General features: G+C 32.2%; 15 protein-coding genes and 1 tRNA gene. 13 read left to right on the top strand and 3 right to left on the bottom strand.

Going from position 1 to position 16,958, the window contains the following annotated elements:
• Positions 1-49 precede the first annotated feature (49 nt).
• Positions 50-1,318 (bottom strand): glucose-6-phosphate isomerase, encoded by a 1,269-nt coding sequence (locus BKH44_RS01575; RefSeq protein ID WP_095269432.1) that lies wholly within the window; start codon positions 1,316-1,318, stop codon positions 50-52.
• 6 nt (positions 1,319-1,324) lie between these two features.
• Positions 1,325-2,317 (bottom strand): type I glyceraldehyde-3-phosphate dehydrogenase, encoded by a 993-nt coding sequence (gene gap, locus BKH44_RS01570; protein ID WP_095269430.1) that lies wholly within the window; start codon positions 2,315-2,317, stop codon positions 1,325-1,327.
• Between the two features lie 186 nt (positions 2,318-2,503).
• On the opposite strand from gap, the gene BKH44_RS01565 reads away from it, so the two are divergent.
• The 10 genes from BKH44_RS01565 (at position 2,504) to miaA (ending at position 14,200) form a co-directional block, all read left to right on the top strand.
• Positions 2,504-2,791: an HU family DNA-binding protein gene (locus BKH44_RS01565; protein WP_095269428.1), complete on the top strand. Its 288-nt coding sequence runs from the start codon at positions 2,504-2,506 to the stop codon at positions 2,789-2,791.
• 54 nt (positions 2,792-2,845) lie between these two features.
• A tRNA-Arg gene (locus BKH44_RS01560) sits at positions 2,846-2,922 on the top strand.
• A gap of 839 nt (positions 2,923-3,761) precedes the next feature.
• Positions 3,762-4,148: a DUF805 domain-containing protein gene (locus tag BKH44_RS01555; protein ID WP_095269427.1), complete on the top strand. Its 387-nt coding sequence runs from the start codon at positions 3,762-3,764 to the stop codon at positions 4,146-4,148.
• Positions 4,149-4,331: 183 nt separating this feature from the next.
• Positions 4,332-5,312, top strand: coding sequence for an asparaginase (locus BKH44_RS01550; RefSeq protein ID WP_095269425.1), 981 nt, complete (start codon positions 4,332-4,334; stop codon positions 5,310-5,312).
• Positions 5,313-5,398: 86 nt separating this feature from the next.
• Positions 5,399-6,769: a sodium-dependent transporter gene (locus BKH44_RS01545; RefSeq protein WP_095269423.1), complete on the top strand. Its 1,371-nt coding sequence runs from the start codon at positions 5,399-5,401 to the stop codon at positions 6,767-6,769.
• 108 nt (positions 6,770-6,877) lie between these two features.
• Positions 6,878-9,109 (top strand): TonB-dependent receptor, encoded by a 2,232-nt coding sequence (locus tag BKH44_RS01540; RefSeq protein WP_180674076.1) that lies wholly within the window; start codon positions 6,878-6,880, stop codon positions 9,107-9,109.
• A gap of 102 nt (positions 9,110-9,211) precedes the next feature.
• Positions 9,212-10,153 (top strand): catalase, encoded by a 942-nt coding sequence (locus tag BKH44_RS01535; protein WP_095269419.1) that lies wholly within the window; start codon positions 9,212-9,214, stop codon positions 10,151-10,153.
• Positions 10,154-10,254: 101 nt separating this feature from the next.
• A complete protein-coding gene (locus BKH44_RS01530) occupies positions 10,255-12,435 on the top strand; it encodes a TonB-dependent receptor (protein ID WP_095269417.1) in 2,181 nt (726 codons plus the stop codon).
• Between the two features lie 10 nt (positions 12,436-12,445).
• Positions 12,446-13,198: a class I SAM-dependent methyltransferase gene (locus BKH44_RS01525; RefSeq protein WP_219349878.1), complete on the top strand. Its 753-nt coding sequence runs from the start codon at positions 12,446-12,448 to the stop codon at positions 13,196-13,198.
• Positions 13,199-13,282: 84 nt separating this feature from the next.
• Entirely contained in the window at positions 13,283-14,200 is a 918-nt protein-coding gene (miaA, locus tag BKH44_RS01520) for a tRNA (adenosine(37)-N6)-dimethylallyltransferase MiaA (protein WP_095269414.1), read from the top strand.
• Here miaA and BKH44_RS01515 read toward each other — a convergent pair.
• On the bottom strand, positions 14,173-15,144 hold the full coding sequence (locus BKH44_RS01515; protein WP_257842564.1) for an ABC transporter substrate-binding protein: 972 nt from the start codon (positions 15,142-15,144) through the stop codon (positions 14,173-14,175). The genes miaA and BKH44_RS01515 overlap by 28 nt on opposite strands.
• 93 nt (positions 15,145-15,237) lie before the next feature.
• Between BKH44_RS01515 and BKH44_RS01510 the strand changes: the two genes are divergently transcribed.
• From BKH44_RS01510 to BKH44_RS01505, 3 genes are read left to right on the top strand one after another with little or no spacing between them, the layout of a single operon-like run.
• Positions 15,238-15,897 (top strand): ThiF family adenylyltransferase, encoded by a 660-nt coding sequence (locus BKH44_RS01510; RefSeq protein ID WP_095269410.1) that lies wholly within the window; start codon positions 15,238-15,240, stop codon positions 15,895-15,897.
• Positions 15,897-16,067, top strand: a complete 171-nt coding sequence (locus BKH44_RS08750) for a hypothetical protein (protein WP_180674074.1) — start codon at positions 15,897-15,899, stop codon at positions 16,065-16,067. Before BKH44_RS01510 ends, BKH44_RS08750 begins: the two co-directional genes overlap by 1 nt.
• Positions 16,068-16,070: 3 nt before the next feature.
• On the top strand, positions 16,071-16,952 hold the full coding sequence (locus BKH44_RS01505) for a carbon-nitrogen hydrolase (protein ID WP_095269616.1): 882 nt from the start codon (positions 16,071-16,073) through the stop codon (positions 16,950-16,952).
• Positions 16,953-16,958 lie beyond the last annotated feature (6 nt).

Here is a 16,958-nt window from a genome sequence, read left to right as displayed (position 1 = left end):
GATTGAAATTTATTTGAGATTTTAACAAATTTAAACTTTTGATAAGTTTTTAAAACATTTCACGGAGGCGAATTTTTCCAAATTCTACACCAGGTTGATCATAAGAATTGATGTTGAAAATCCCTCCTACACAAGAGGTGAGTAACTCAAAATAGATAATGAGTTTCCCTATGCTTTCTTCACATAATTCGTCAATTTCAATTTGATCGGTAGGGATACCTTCATTTTGTATAGTCTCCATTGTAGCTATTTGTTGTAGATTGAGTAATTTTGCAAATGAGGTTTTGTTTACAAAATCTGTAGATTCTAGGTATTTGAGTTTGATATTAGGGATGATAGGTTCGGTATATTTATTGCGATTAAGGCTAATAAAAGTGATAGTTTTATCCATTAATCCTTGTGTGATGAGCTGTAAAAAAGAGTGTTGATCAATGCTACCTATAAGACTTATAGGGGTTAGCCCAACTTTTTTACCATAAATATCAAGTTTACCTAATGATTCTCCCCATAATTGAACATACCAAGAATTAAAATCCCTAAAAGCACTTGAATAAGAAAAAAGTATATTGATAGGGAATCGGTCGCGATTTTTGGCTAAAAAAATAGCTTTTTTAAGCAAATGTTCTTCTTTGCGTTCAAAAAATCTTTTTTCAAAATCCCCAGCTCCTTTTAAGAGTGCTTTTACATCATATCCTAAGAGCATTAGTGGGAATATGCCTACAGTACTTAAAACTGAAAATCTTCCACCAATATTTTTGTCTATAGTTAAAACATTAATATTTTCATCTTTAGCCAAAAAATGAAGTGGAGAGTTTTCATCAGTGATAAATACAAGATGGGTTTTATTTAAGTTTTCCAAGAGACTATAACGTTCAATAACATATTTCATCAAAGATGAAGTTTCAATTGTTGTGCCAGATTTTGAAATAATAAGGAATAATGAGTTGTTCATTTCAATTTCAATGAGAGATTTTTCAATTTCAATTGGATCGGTATGTTCCAAAAATGTCAACAAAATATCTTTCCGACAGGGCAAGTGCGATAAAATACCCTCAATTGCCTTAACCCCTAAAGAACTGCCACCTATCCCAATAATAACGATATTTTTGATATTTTTTAAAAAGGATTGATTTTGTTGGATATAGTTTATAGAATCTTGGAGTGCTTTTTTTTCAAAAGGGAGTTCAAAATAAGCACTTTTTTTTTCTTGTCTTTCCATACAAATAATATCAAAAACATTATCCAGAGCTTTTTTGGTTGGGTGAGATAGATGCTTAAGTTCAGGATTTTTATCAAAATATTGGTTGAAAGTTAACATTTTAATTTAGTGAGTCAAAGCCCATATGCTCATATCTACAAGTCTATGACTATAACCCATTTCATTGTCATACCAAGCGAGTATTTTTGCACTTTTTTCTTTGACAACAATCGTTTTGTCTGGTATAAAAATCGCACTATAAGGTGATCCGATAAAGTCGCTAGAGACACATTTATCTTCATCTATTTTGATGAGGTCTTTCATTGAATGTTGAGCAGCATAATTGAATATTTCATTGATAGAATCTTTATTTGTTTTTTTAGATAGATTCACGCTCAAGTCTACCAAACTTACATCAGCGGTAGGTACACGGATGGAAAATCCATTGAGTTTACCTTCAAGTTCTGGTATGATCAGGCCGATTGATTTAGCAGCACCTGTTGTTGTTGGTATCATATTGAGTGCAGCAGCTCTAGCACGTCGAATATCTTTGTGTTTGACATCTAGGATATTTTGATCATTGGTATAACTATGGATTGTACTCATCAAGCCATTTTCTATACCAAAATTTTCATGCAAGACTTTTGCAATAGTAGCAAGACAATTAGTAGTGCAAGAAGAATTTGATATGACACTTTCTCCTTTATATGAAGTGTGGTTTACGCCGTAGACAAAAGTCGGAGTATTGTCTGCAGGTGCAGAAATTATGACTTTTTTGATATTATTTTTTATATGAATAGAAGATTTTTCTAAAGAGTTGAATTTACCTGTGCATTCAATCACTCCAATAGCATCATATTTAGAAAAATTCAAATTGGCAGGGTCTCTATCAGATAATATTTTTACATTTTTACTTTTACCAATTTGCAATGTATCCTCATCAATTTTTTGAGCATTGTAGTGCCTATGGACAGAATCATAACGGATGAGGTGTAAGAGGGTATCAATATCAGCAGTTGTATTGATAGCTACTAGCTCAATGTCTTCTCTCAGTCCAATAATCCTGCTTGCACAAAGACCAATCCTTCCAGTTCCATTGATAGCAACTTTTATAGGCATTTAATGTCCTTATTGATAGAGTGTTTTTGAATGGTATTTTATATTAAAATGTCTTAAAAAGTCGCAAAATTCTCAATAAGTTTTATAAAATTCCCTAAAATACTTGATTTTAAAACAAAATATATGTAGAATAAGTATGTTTTGAATAAAAACAAAAAAATTCCTATTTTAAACTGGAGGTTTATTATGAATAAAGCAGAATTTGTAGACTTCGTAAAAGAAGCAGGCGAGTTCTCTACAAAAAAAGAGGCTGAAAATGCAGTAAATGCTTTCGTAGCAGCTGTAGAAAAAGCTCTTTCAAAAAAACAAAGTGTAGAGCTTGTAGGTTTTGGAAAATTTGAAACAGTTCTTCAAAAAGGCAAAACAGGCAAAGTTCCTGGAAGTAATAAAACTTATAAAACAACTGATAAAATGGTTCCAAAATTCAAACCAGGTAAAGGTCTTAAAGATCTCGTTGCCAAAGCAAAAAAATAATTTTTACCGCATTTTAAGCTTATAAAAGCTTGAATGCGGTTTTTTTATGCAATCGTCCCCGTAGCTCAGCAGGATAGAGCGTATGATTCCTAATCATAAGGTCATGGGTTCGAATCCCGTCGAGGACACCATTTTTTCTTACTTATTCATACTCTTTCATTACATTTCACTACATATTGATACACATTTTTAGCTTCAAATTTCCTCATTCAGGCATTTTATTCTTAAATATTGCTTAATCATATTGCAGTCTATAAAAGTGGTTCTGATTTGGCTTTAAGGATGTTTAGGTATGTCAGGATTTTTAAAAAACTGAGATATCATTTTAATCCAGTTATTAAAAAGAAAAACTAGCTCAAAAGCTTAGTTGTAAAAATTCTCAAGAACTCAAATCAAAAGGAAATATTTATCAAATTATTAATTCTAAGGGCGGAAATATAAAAAATACTGAAAATTATTTTAAAAATTGTCCTTTAATCTTCAGTAAAGAATTAAGATTATCTCAAGAATATCAAAACACTATCCAAAGTAATTTTTATTATTTTAGAGATTATATTAATAACATAGTATGAAAATCTTATATTGATAAGATTTTAAGTTTTAAGTTTCAGATTCTAATTTTTTTGTCCATAAAACTCAAAAATATCTATTTGTGTAATTTTGTAACTTAGATATTTAATTATTTTTTCTCCTATTTATGGGAATTAATCTTAATTTTATGAGGTATTTTTATTTTTTACTTATTTGTTTATTAACGATTCATTAAAATTTTCTTGACTACCCCCCCCCCCATTTAGATTATAATTCAGATTTTAAAAGTTCAAGATAGTTTTTATTTTTATAGTTATTGTTTCAAAAAATAAAAATATAACCCTTTATTATAAAATTTATGGACAAGCTTTAGAGCTTTTATAAACAACCAATCACAAAGATTTTATTGCAGTGTTTGATGATATTTTTAATGAGGTAAATGAAATTGAAAGAATTAGAATATTATTTTCAAGCTTTTAAAAATTATTTTAATTTTAGAGGTCGTGCTAATAGGAGTGAATTTAATTGGTTTGTATTAATAGATTTAGTTATTTTATTTGGACTTATAGAATGGGTTGGATTCATCTATCTCCTCATCACCATCGTGCCATTTTTTTCTTTAAATGTTCGTCGTTTGCGTGATGCTGGTTGTAGTGGTTACTGGGTATTGTTCTATTTCCCCTTCTGCCTGTATGCAATTTTGGTTAACTATATGCAAATACATTTAGTCTTTCCAACATCTTTGGTTATTTTATATTTCTTGAGTTTGATTGTATCTTTGATAATTTTTGTGTTTTCAATGTTCGCAAAAAGTAAAAGATATTAGTGTCTTCTTGGTTGATTGTATAACCTAAAATCAAAGTAGATGTATTTGCTTAGATTTTAAGCTGCAAATGACCTCTATTTTATATGGCGTTTTACAAATTTTCATCAGGCTTAAAAAAATTGATAAAATTATAAACTTTACAAGAAGATTGAATTTTCAAATAAGAATGTTGAGGGAGAAGAAATGAAGCCAAAAGTTGCGATTGGTTCTTTAGGTGGGACAATTGGTATGATTTCTGAAAGTAAATCTAGAGGCATTGCTCCAAAACTTGATGCGAAAGATTTTGTAGGGATGCTTAATGGGATAGACAATGTTGTGCAACTTTATGGAGAAAGTCTTTTTAATTTGCCTAGTGGACATTTGAAGTTTGAAATATTGTTACAAAGTATTCAATGGGCAGTCAAACAGGTAGAAAATGGTGCTAGTGGAGTCATCCTTACACAAGGAACAGATACATTAGAAGAGAGTGCATTTTTTTGTGAATTGTTTTGGGATAAGCCCGAACCTTTAATCTTAATGGGTGCAATGAGAGGACATGAAGAGATTGGAGCAGAGGGAATGAGGAATCTGTATTGTTCAATCCTTTGTGCTATAAGTCCTAATAGTAGGGATAGAGGTGTGATGATAGTGATGAACGATAAAATTCATATGGCAAGATGGGCGAGGAAATCTCACAGTCTTTCGGTAGATGCTTTTTGTTCTGGTGGAAAGAACTATGGATTTATAGCTGAGGGGAAGGTGGAATATTTTTATCCTGCTATAAAAAGAATGGTTTTACCAAAACCCTCAACTTGTGAGAAAAAGATATTTTTATGGGAACAGACATTAAGTGGAGATGCTAGAGTTTTGGAATGGATTGAAGATTATCAGGATGGATTAGTCATTTCAGGATTTGGAGCTGGACATGTGGATATAGAAACAAATAGGCTTATTGGTAGTATTGTTCAAAAAATACCTGTTGTTATTTGCACTGGCACAACCGATGGTCCTACTGTTTATAATACTTATGGTTATGAAGGGGCTGAAATTGGACTTATTAAATCAGGTGTGATAATGGGAGGTTATTTGAGTGCAAAAAAAGCTAGAATTCTTTTGTGGGCTATTGTTAATAATGGTTTAGATATTGAGATTTTTAAGGACTATTCAAAAATGCTTGTGTGTTGAGAGGATAAATTCATAGTATCTTGATTAAAAGTCCTAATTTACATATACTTTCTATGAAGGGTTTTTAATATTTAAGGAGATTATAGATGCAAAAAAGGCAGCTTTGGTCAAATCGCCTCACTTATATTTTGACTGTGGCAGGAGCTACTGTAGGATTTGGAGCTACTTGGAGATTCCCTTATTTGGTTGGAGAAAATGGAGGAGGGGCATATGTGTTGACTTTTATTATAGCAATGTTGGTGGTTGGTATACCGGTTATTTTGGTCGAAAACGTTATTGGTAGGCGAGCTCATATGAATTCTATAGATGCTTTTGGAGGCATGATAAGAGGCAAAAAAATATCAAAGTATTGGAAAATTATTGGCTATATGGGATTATTAGGATCTTTTGGCATCCTTGCATATTATATGGTGCTTGGTGGATGGGTTATTGATTATATTGTGAGTATTTTAAGTGGGAGTTTGAATCTTTCTGCCCCTGTTACAAAAGAGATTGCTTCAGGATTTTATACAATTCATATTGAAAACTCTCCAATGACTATAGGGATTTTTACGTTTATTTTTGTAAGTGTGAATTGGTTGATTTTATCTCAGGGTATTATTGATGGCATTGAACGATCAATGAAATATTTGATGCCTTTGCTTTTTTTGTGTTTGCTTTTAATGGTAATCCGTAATTTGACAATGCCAGGTGCAATTGAAGGGGTAAAATTTTATCTTTCTCCTGATTTTTCTAAGATAACACCCAAACTTTTTATATTAGTGTTAGGACAGGTATTTTTTGCTTTGTCTTTGGGATTTGGAGTGATGATAACGCTTTCATCTTATCTTGATAAAAATGAAGATTTGATAAAAACTGCTATAACAACTGGAATTTTGAACACTTGTATTGCTATTATGGCAGGATTTATGATATTTCCTTCTTTGTTTAGTTTTGGTTTGAGTCCTGATTCTGGACCTTCTCTTGTTTTTAAAACTTTGCCAATTGTTTTCTCGTATATGCATTTTGGGAATTTTTTTGGAGTTGTTTTTTTCTTACTGCTTATTATTGCAGCTTTGACAACATCTTTACCTATTTATGAAGTTATCATCACTGCAATAGTAGAGAAACTCAAATGGAGACGTAAAAATGCTATTCTTGTGACTTTGGGTTTTGTATTTATTTTTGGAAATATCCCTTGTGTATTGGCTTATGGACCCTGGAATAGAGTGGAAATTCTTGGAAAGAATATTTTTGATGCTTTTGATTTTATTAGTGGGAATGTTTTTTTTGTTTTAACTGCATTAGGGGCAAGTATTTTTGTTGGCTGGATTTTAGGAAAAGAGGCTATTTTTGAAATAAAAAGTGGTAATACTTTAGGGGATGGATTGATAAAAATTTGGTTTGGTTATGTTAAATATATTATCCCTATTATTATTTTAATAATTTTTATCAGTGGCTTTATGATTTCATTTTAGTCATTGATAATCAATCATCAAGATATTGATAATATTTTGTTAATATTTTGTTAATCATATTATTTATAAAAAAATATGATTAACAAAATACAAGGAGAAGTTAAGGTTGTGAAAAAAGGTTTTTTATTATCATTGATTTGTATCACAATGGGGAATGTTTATTCTGCACAAGCACAAGAAACTAAGGATTATCAACTCAATAAAGTGGTTACTTCTTCTAATCGTATGCCAACTATTATTTCAGATGCTCCAGGTAATGTCACGATAATGGATAAAAAAGAAATAAAAGATAGAACTTCTCAGCAGCTTAGTGATATGTTGAGGGTGATGGCAGGCGTGAAGGTTGATAAAGATGCTGGATATAATGGTCGACCTCAAGTTTTTATGCGTGGGATTCCTTATGGGACTTTGATAATGCTTGATGGAGTGATTTTAAATGATCTTGAGGGTGAAACTCGAGTTATTCAATCTATCTCTAGTATGGATATCGATCATGTTGAAGTGGTCAGGGGTCCATTTTCTAGTCTCTATGGGACTGGAGGAATAGGCGGTGTGATTAATTTTATTACATCAATGCCTACTAAACTTGAATCAAGAGCTGAACTTGGCTATGGTAATGAGATTGTTTCTGGAGGTGCGGAAAAAAATAGGACAAGGGGTTATTTTAGTATTGGTGATGCATTTTTTGATAAAAGATTAAGAGTAAAGGCAAGCTATGGGTTTACATTAAGCGATGGGTATGCAAGGGTTCCAGCAGTGATGTCTAAGACTTTTAATTCAACTGACAATATTACGATAAATGGTCAAACTCCTGCAAAAGGAGATATTGTAGGGAAATTAGGTCGTAGTGGTTATATTACCAATAATGGGCATATTAAAATAGCTTATGATTGGAGTGATAATGACACTACAAATATTTCATTCAATATTTCAACAATCAATGAAAATCAAAATTCAACCACGACAAATTTGAAAAATCTACAGGGACAACCTGTTTATGGAGGATTGACTAGTTCAGGATTTTATAGTCCATTTTATGGGATTGGTTGGGCAGGGTTTCGTTTTGAGGAAAATTATATTGCTTCAATTTCACATAAGCATTATTTTACAGAAAATCAGTCTTTGATGGCTAAGTTTTCAACTGTGGATTTAGTATCACATTTTGCTGATGGTGATTCAAAAAGTCCTATTACTAGTATTTTTGGAGGTCCTGGAGAATCTTTGGATAATAATGCTACGAGTAATTATTTGGATATGATTTATCAAAATAATATTTCGGATAAACATACTTTAATGATAGGTCTTCAAGGAAGAATAATGTCAGTTTCTAATGAACGTCATTATATAGGAAATTGGACACAACAAGATTTTTGGCACGATTATACCGGGCTTTATGCACAAGATAAAAGCAGTGCTTGGACAGGAGCTATTTGGACACAATTTAGCAGTAAATGGAATAGAAAAATTAGCACAAATTTTGGATTACGATTAGATTATTGGCAAACTTATAATATGAGTACATTAGATATAACTGATGTTCATAATCCTACCAAACAGAATTTAAAAGGTATTAAGAAATTTTTCCCTTCACCAAAATTTGCTATTAATTATAAACCATTTTCTCATACTGTTTTAAAGGGTTCAATAGGCTTAGCCTTTCGTGCTCCTAATACTAGAGAAATGTATGCTCATGCTCATAGTGGGGATTATCAGGTGAGTAATCCTTTGCTTTCTCCTGAATATGGCTTGGAATTTGATTTAGGGGTTGAGCAAGGGAATAGATATGGAGGATTGTTTAAAGTTTATTATTATCAAACCGAAATGTTTAATGCTATTTATAAAAATGGTATAGGGAGTGTTGATGATCCTTATGAAAATATCAATGGTGGACATGAACGTATTAATGGAGTAGAATTGGAGTTTGATCAAAAAATTTATAGTGATTTGAGTGTGATGGCTAATTATACCTATACGAATGCAAAAGTAATAAAGAATATCCATAGACCTGATACGGATGGGCATTATATTCCTTCTATTCCTCCACATATGGGACATTTAGCTTTACTTTATGGCGGAGAAGATAAGGTAGGTTTTTTTGGTTCTTTGCAAATGAATGCACAATCTGGAGCCTATACAAATATTGATAATATCAAGAAACCAAGCCATACTTTTGGTTCTATTGATTCAAGAGTGACTTTTGATGCAAAATTAGGTTATGAATTTCCAAACAAAACATCACTTTCATTGAGTTTTTTAAATTTTACAAATGCACAATATTATGATTACTATAAAACTGCAGGAGCTTCTTTTTATGTTCAGATTGCCAGCAAATTTTTTTAATTTGCTGATTTTATATGATTTGACCCCAACTGAAAAATTTTAGTTACAATATTATATTTAATAATTAATATTATTAGAAATTTATTATAAAAGGACAACCAAATGAAAGGTATTTGTTTATTTTTAGTATTTTTTTTCAATATAGCTTTTGCTGTTCAAAATGTTACTCCTAATGAAGCTGCTGACTTTTTTTATAAACGTTTTGGGGATAAAACCAATGTGCATAAAAAGGTCAATCATACTAAAGGTTTTTGCGTGAGTGGTGAATTTGATGCACGTATAGATATCAATGAGTTTGTAAGAATCCCATTGCTTGTAGGTAAAACTAAGGTTTTGGCAAGGTATTCTACAGGAGGAGGCAATCCTAATGCTAGTGATATTTTTAGTGCCCATGGCTTAGCTTTAAAGTTTACAAATGGAAAAGAGAGTTGGGATTTTGCAACACTTAATGGTGTTATCAATGCTGGAAAAACTCCTGAAATTATTTTAAAATTTTTAGAGGTTGTTGGCGATCCTGCTAAAAATAAGGAACTTGAAGCATTGGCAAAAAAATATCCAAGTGTGAAGCAAGTCTTAGAATATAACAAAACTATTGGTGTGCCAATTAGTCTTGCAAATGTTCAGTTTAATTCTCAACATGTATATAGAATCTTAAATGCTAATGATAAATTCATCAATGCTAAAATCATTTTTGTTCCTCAGGCAGGAATTATTGAGCTTTCTCCCAAAGAAGTTCAAAAAATTGGGGATAATTTTTTGCAAAAAAGATTTCAAGATGATTTGAAAAAAGGCAGTGTGAATTATTATATGTATTTATTAGTGGCAAATCCTAAAGATGCTGTTGATGATATCAGTGCGGTTTGGGAAAATACAAATAAAAAAATCTTTTTAGGCACTTTGAAACTTTCTAAGTTTGAGGGGAGTTCTTGTAATTTAGATGTATTTTTACCTGGTATTTTGCCTACAGGAGTAAAGTCTCCTATTGATCCTGTATTTGAATTCCGTAATCAAACATATGAAATCACTCATCAGAAAAGACAATAACTTTTCATAAAGCTTTAACAAACCACATAAAGAGTCCAATGCGATTCTTTATTTTCTTACTAATGGTATTATTTTTAGACAAACCATAATAAGGAACGCCAATGAAATTTTTTCGTGCATCAATAGCATCAATTTTAGCCACAATGGCAAGTATGGAGGGTGAGGAATCTGAAAGTTATTTACTCAACCGTCAAGTCAGTACTGCTACCAGAATAGAAACAACTACAGAAAAAGCACCTGGGAATATAAGTGTTATCACCTCTAAAGAAATGAAAGAAAGGAGTCCTCAGAAAGTTAATGATTTTATAAAAAATTATGAGGGCATCCACATCATTAATGATGCAGGGCTTAATCCTCGTCCAGCTGTTACTATAAGAGGTATTTCTAAAGGAACTTTGGTTATGCTTGATGGAATAATATTAAGTGATTTAGAAGGAGAAAATAGAATCCTTGATGAACTGTCTCTTTATGACATTGAACGTGTTGAAGTGGTCAGGGGTCCATTTTCTAGCCTCTATGGGACTGGGGCAATTGGAGGTGTAGTCAACTTTATGACTTCAATGCCTGTCAAATTTGAAAGTATGGCATTGCTGGGGTATGGGAATGCCTTTAAGAATAGAGAAGCAGATATGAATTTAGTACGTGGCTATGTGAGTGTGGGGGATGTATTTTTTGATAAAAGATTGAGAGTAAAGGCAAGTTATGGTTTTACTAATTCAGGGGGATATCCAAGCGTGCCTGCTTTTGGAGGAAAAAGTTATTTTGATAAACTAGTAGGTATTGATGGATATTTTATTGATAAAGCAGGGAAATATATAGCAGGGGATACTGGGAGGAGAGAATATGTGCTTAATGATGGCAGGGTCAAGTTAGAGTATGATTGGGGAGATAATGATACGACAGGTGTGATGGCTTCGGTATCTAATCATCATTACAATTTTGTTGACCCTAAGAGTAATTTGAAGAATCTAGAAGGACAACCTGTTTATGGCAATAGTGAATACAATCCATTTATAGGGAGTGGATATGAAGGTATAGGGAGTTATACACATTATATTGCTTCAGTTTATCATACCCATAATTTTAGCAATGATGCTACCCTTAAGACTACTTTTTCAAGCGTAAATCTTGATAGTTATTGGTTGGATGCACAGATTTCGGCAACTCCTGCTCCAAATTTAGCTGGTGGTAGGGGATATTCCCAAGATATTGATACTTCAAGTAATTATCTTGATATTATTTATACAAAGAATTTCGAATATCATATTTTGAGTGTAGCTTTACAGGGAAGATATATGTGGCTTGATCAGCTTAATTATGGATTGAGTGATTGGAAAGTGCGTGATTATGATTTGGGGTTACAAAATGCATTTGGTGGTAAGGCGTTTTTGGCAGCAGGGTTTATGCAATTAGATAGCAATTGGTTGCCTAATTTAAGTACAACGCTCGGGTTGCGTTATGATTATTGGCAAAATTTTGATAATTATATACAGACAAATGAAAAAATACCTGTAAATAATATCACTCAAAATTCTTTTTCGCCTAAAGCTTCTATTAATTATAATTTGTTTGAAGGGTTTGTTGTTAAAGCTTCTGCTGGTTCAGCATTCCGTGTACCAACTTTAAGAGAGATTTTTAGGATAAGTACTTCGACTCAAAAATGGGAATATAATACAAATTTACGTCCAGAATATGGTATTTCTTTTGATATTGGTGCGGATATAAATACATTTTTGGATGGTTTGTTTAAAGTTTATTATTTTCAAACAGAGCTTGATAATATTATTTATAGGAGTGGTGCAGGTAAGATTACTAATCCTTTTAAGAATGAAAATGCAGGTCATGGTCGGATAAATGGTGTTGAAATTGGCTATATTCAGCCTTTTGGTCAAAAATTGAGCTTGAATGTGAGTTATACTTGGACAAATGCAAAAATAATAAAAAATTCTGCTAAGCCATCTATAGAAGGAAAATTTATCCCAAATACTCCTGAACATATGGCACATATTGCTTTGCTTTATGGAGGGGGGTATGGATTTTATGGATCGGTGGCAGGAAATTTTCAATCTGCTGCTTACAATGATGATACCAATAGCACTATATACACACATACTTTTGGTTATCATGATACACAGCTTTATTTTGATGCGAGGTTGGGTTATGTGTTAAAAAATAATTTGGATTTGAATATTAGTTTTTTAAATTTTACCAATAATAGATATTATGATTATTATCAGGTTGCTGGAGCATCCTTTTTTGCACAAGCGAGTGTAAAATTTTAAAAGGATGAATGTGCTAGATGAAATAAAAAAATATTGGAGCGATCGTTCAGAAAGCTATGCAAATGAGAATCTAGCTGAAATTTTAGATCATAGAGGGAAAAAATGGCAAGAGGTTTTTAAAACCTATGCTCCCATTGCTTTTGAAAAAATGAAAGTTTTAGATGTGGGATGTGGTCCTGGAATTTTCTCTATTTTACTTGCTTTGCTTGGTGCAAAAGTCAGTGCTGTCGACTACACGCCAAAAATGTTAGACTTTGCTAAGAAAAATGCTTCAAGTTACAAAACAAAAATAAACTTTTTTCAAGCAGATGCTCAAAATCTTGCTTTTGAAAATGATTGTTTTGATTTGGTGGTGTCTAGAAACCTTACTTGGAATCTAAGTCATCCTCAAAAGGCTTATAAAGAATGGCATCGAGTACTCAAACAGGGGGGAAGATTTTTGAACTTTGATGCAAATTGGTATTTGCAGCTTTATGATGATGGGCAAAAGAAGGCTTATGAAAAAGATAGAGAAAAAACACAAAAAATAGGCATACCCGATCATATGACCACACTCTATCCTAATGCTAAAAAAATGGAAGAAATTGCCAAATCTCTTCCATTAAGCAAGATTCATCGCCCAGAATGGGATGAAAAAATACTCAAAAATATTGGATTTGAAATCCTTGTTTGCGATAAAAATTTTTATCAGCAAATTTGGAATGAAGAAGAAAAAATTATGTTTGCCTCAACACCAATGTTTTTGATAGTAGCACAAAAATAAATTCATAATGGATTTGTATGATTTGATAGATTTTACAAATGCAGGCTAGTATAATTTTTCTTTGAATATCTTAAAGTGAGTCGAATGCTTAAACAAAAAAAAATCAATTTTATTGGGATTTTGGGTCCTACTGCAAGCGGAAAGTCTGATTTAGCCATAAGGATTGCTCAAGATATTGATGCTGAAATTTTTTCTTTGGATTCTTTGAGTATATATCAAGAGATAAATATCGCCTCTGCCAAACCTAAAAAAAATCAACTTCAAACAATCAAGCATTATGGAATTGATGAGCTTAGAATACCTCAAGTCAATAATGCAATAATCTTTAAAAATCTTTTAGATTTTGCTATCACAAATACAGGCAAAAAAACACTTATTATAACTGGAGGCAGTAGTTTTTATCTCAAATCAATCATTGAAGGTTTAAGTCCAATACCCTCGCTTGATGTAGCACAAAAACAAGGATTTGAGGCTTTTATCAAAAATCATAATTATGATTTTTTACTTCAAATTGATCCTGTTTATGCTGCAGTGATCAAACCTACTGATACCTATCGTATTTATAAAGCTCTTGAAATATATTTTATCACTAATATGCCTCCAACCCTTTATTTTAAGTCCCATCCAAGAATCCCATTCCCTTATCCTATCAAAATTTATGTCATCAAAACAGATCGAAAACTCCTCAGAGAAAATATCCAATCACGCACTTCTAAAATGCTAGAAGAAGGAATAGTTGAAGAGATTTCTGCTTTGGTGCAAAAATATCCTTTAGATTCACAACCTTTTAGGGCTATTGGTCCTAAAGAATGCATTGCATATTTGAAGGGTGATATTGATAAATTAGAAGAGTTAAAATACTTGATTTTCACTCATACTGCACAATTAGCAAAACGACAAGATACCTTTAATCGTACTCAATTTAAAGATATAATTTTAGAGAGTAAGGAACAAATCTATGAATCTATTCTTGCTTATTCCCAAAGGAAGGGTTTGATTTGAGTATCTTTAAGGTCAAAAACGACTTGATAGTAATCTTTTAAAAGTGTGTTTATGTCTGTGTCTTTGAAGGCTTGAGGGTAAGCTTTGAGTGCAATGAATAATGAAATGAGTGGTGTTCTAGGACCACCAATATCAATAGGAGGGAGTTTGTAGACTTGATGGTTTTTGATCGCATTGATAGTTTGGAGCTGTGGATTTTGAAGTAAATCTTGAGGGTTATAAGGGCTAAGCCACCAGATATATATAATATCAGGGTTTTCAGAAATTATTCTTTCTAGGCTAATTTCTGAGCGACCATTATCAATATATTTTAATCCAATATTTTCTACTTCTCCATAGTTTAAAATATCTGAATCAAGGCTTTTTTTACCGCTAATTTGATTAGGTTTGTGAAAGATTTCAATGACTCGTTTTTTGTGAGTGATATTTTTTGTTTTTTCTTTGATGATAGCTAGGATTTCTTCCATTTTGGCTATTTTGATATTAGCTTGAGCTTCTTTTTGGAGGACTTTAGCTTGTGTTTTGATATTATCAATGATGCCTTGAACACTCCTATCTTGAAAAGATAAGAAATTGATACCAAATTTTTTGGCAAATTCTACTGATTGAGGATTGCCTACATAGGTGATGATGATATCAGGAGAAAGGCTTTTTAATTGTTCAATATTGAGGGCAGCATAATGATCATCGCTGAGTTTTTTGATTTTATTTAGATTTTTTGCTGTGGCTTTGACGATATCACTTTTGAATCCATAAGCCGCCATTCCTACTACTTTATCCCAGATGCCAAGCATTGCAGGTACTTCCGCATAACTCCCTAGATAAATGACACGGTTTATAGGTTCTTTGAATGTTTGGACTCCAAAGTAGTCTTTCACGCTCACAGAATCATTGCCTGATGATAAGCCTAAGATGATGAGTGATAAAAAAAATATTTTCTTCAAGTTTATCCTTTTGATGATATATTTTATAGAGCTTCCTAATGATTAGGCTTTTGTGTATGATAAAATAATAATAAAAATTAAAGGGAAATACAAATGGAGGATTGTTTCACACGGACAAGATTTTTGTTTGGTGATGATTTTGAACTTTTTAGAGATAAAAAGGTAATTATTTTTGGTCTTGGGGGTGTGGGTGGTTTTGCTCTAGATTGTCTATATCGTACAGGGATTGGACAAATAACGATTGTAGATAAAGATACTTTTGATATCACTAATCAAAATCGACAAATTGGCTCCCATCAAGTTGGTCAAAATAAGGTAGATGTTTTGGCTGGAATGTATCCTGGAGTAATCCCTATAAAAGATATTTTAAATAGGGAGTTTTTGAAAGATTTTGACCCACAAAGTTATGATTATATTATTGATGCTATTGATGATATTCCTGCTAAAGTGGAGCTGGCAAAAAAATGTAGCCATATAGCTTATGGCAAGTATATTTGTTCAACAGGTAGTGCAAAAAAATTAAATCCTTTAGAAATCAAGGTGGATTCTATATGGAAGAGTTACGGCGATAAGTTCGCAGCGAAATTTAGAGTTTTGCTTAAAAAAGAATCTTTTTTTGGTGATTTTAAGGTAATATTTAGTCCTGAAAATCCAAAGTGTAAACCATTAGGTAGTTTTAGTGCAGTGACTGGAAGTTTTGGTTTACAAATTGGGAGTGAAGTGATTAGAGATATTTTAAGCAGGAGGAAATGATGTCAAGGGATTTTATATACAAAATGTATGGAGATGATGAATCAATAGTAGATGATGGTTATGATGATGATTTTCCTGAATATGAAGAAGAAGATGAAGAATCTCCATTTTATAGGGGTTATGATGATGATGATTATCAAAACTCTGATGATGAATATGAAGAAGATTGATTGATGAGTATTTTAAAGATCGCTGCTTTGCAACATAGTTTTAAAAGCAATAGACTTGAGACGATTTCTTATATAAAATCAATGATAAAAAAAGCCTCTGAGGGTGGTGCAAAATTGGTAATCCTTCAAGAGTTGCATTCTAGTGAATATTTTTGTCAAATTGAGGATGTGGCTAAATTTGATTATGCTGCTTTTTATGATGAGGATATAGATTTCTTTAGCAAAGCTGCTAAAGAATATGAGGTGGTTTTGGTAAGTTCTTTATTTGAAAGACGTACTAATGGGCTGTATCATAATACAGCTGTCATATTTGAAAAAGATGGTAGTATTGCTGGGAAATACAGGAAGATGCACATTCCTGACGATCCAGGATTTTATGAAAAATTTTATTTTGCACCGGGTGATTTGGGTTTTAACCCAATTCCTACAAGTTTAGGCAAGCTTGGTGTTTTGATATGTTGGGATCAATGGTATCCTGAAGCAGCTAGAATCATGGCACTTAAGGGTGCAGATATTCTGATTTATCCGACTGCTATTGGTTGGTTTGATACTGACAGTGAAGATGAAAAAAACAGGCAAAAAGATGCGTGGATTGCGGTGCAAAGAGGTCATAGTGTTGCAAATTCTTTACCTGTAGTAGCAGTAAATCGTGTAGGCTTTGAAAAGGATCTTTCAGGTGTTTTAGAAGGGATACGATTTTGGGGATCTAGTTTTATTTTTGGAGCACAAGGAGAACTTCTTGCTATGGGAAGTGTAGAAAAAGATGAAATCCTAAGTGCGGAGATTGATTTAAAAAAATGCGAAGAAATTCGTCGTATTTGGCCATTTTTGCGTGACAGACGCATTGATGCATATGGAGATATTTTAAAAAGATTTTGTGATTAAAAGGAG

Origin of the sequence: Helicobacter sp. 13S00477-4 (assembly GCF_002272785.1) — a bacterium.
In the GTDB taxonomy this organism is placed as follows: domain Bacteria; phylum Campylobacterota; class Campylobacteria; order Campylobacterales; family Helicobacteraceae; genus Helicobacter_J.
Note: the sequence above shows the minus strand (reverse complement) of the source record. Positions and strands in the feature narration are given on the sequence as shown.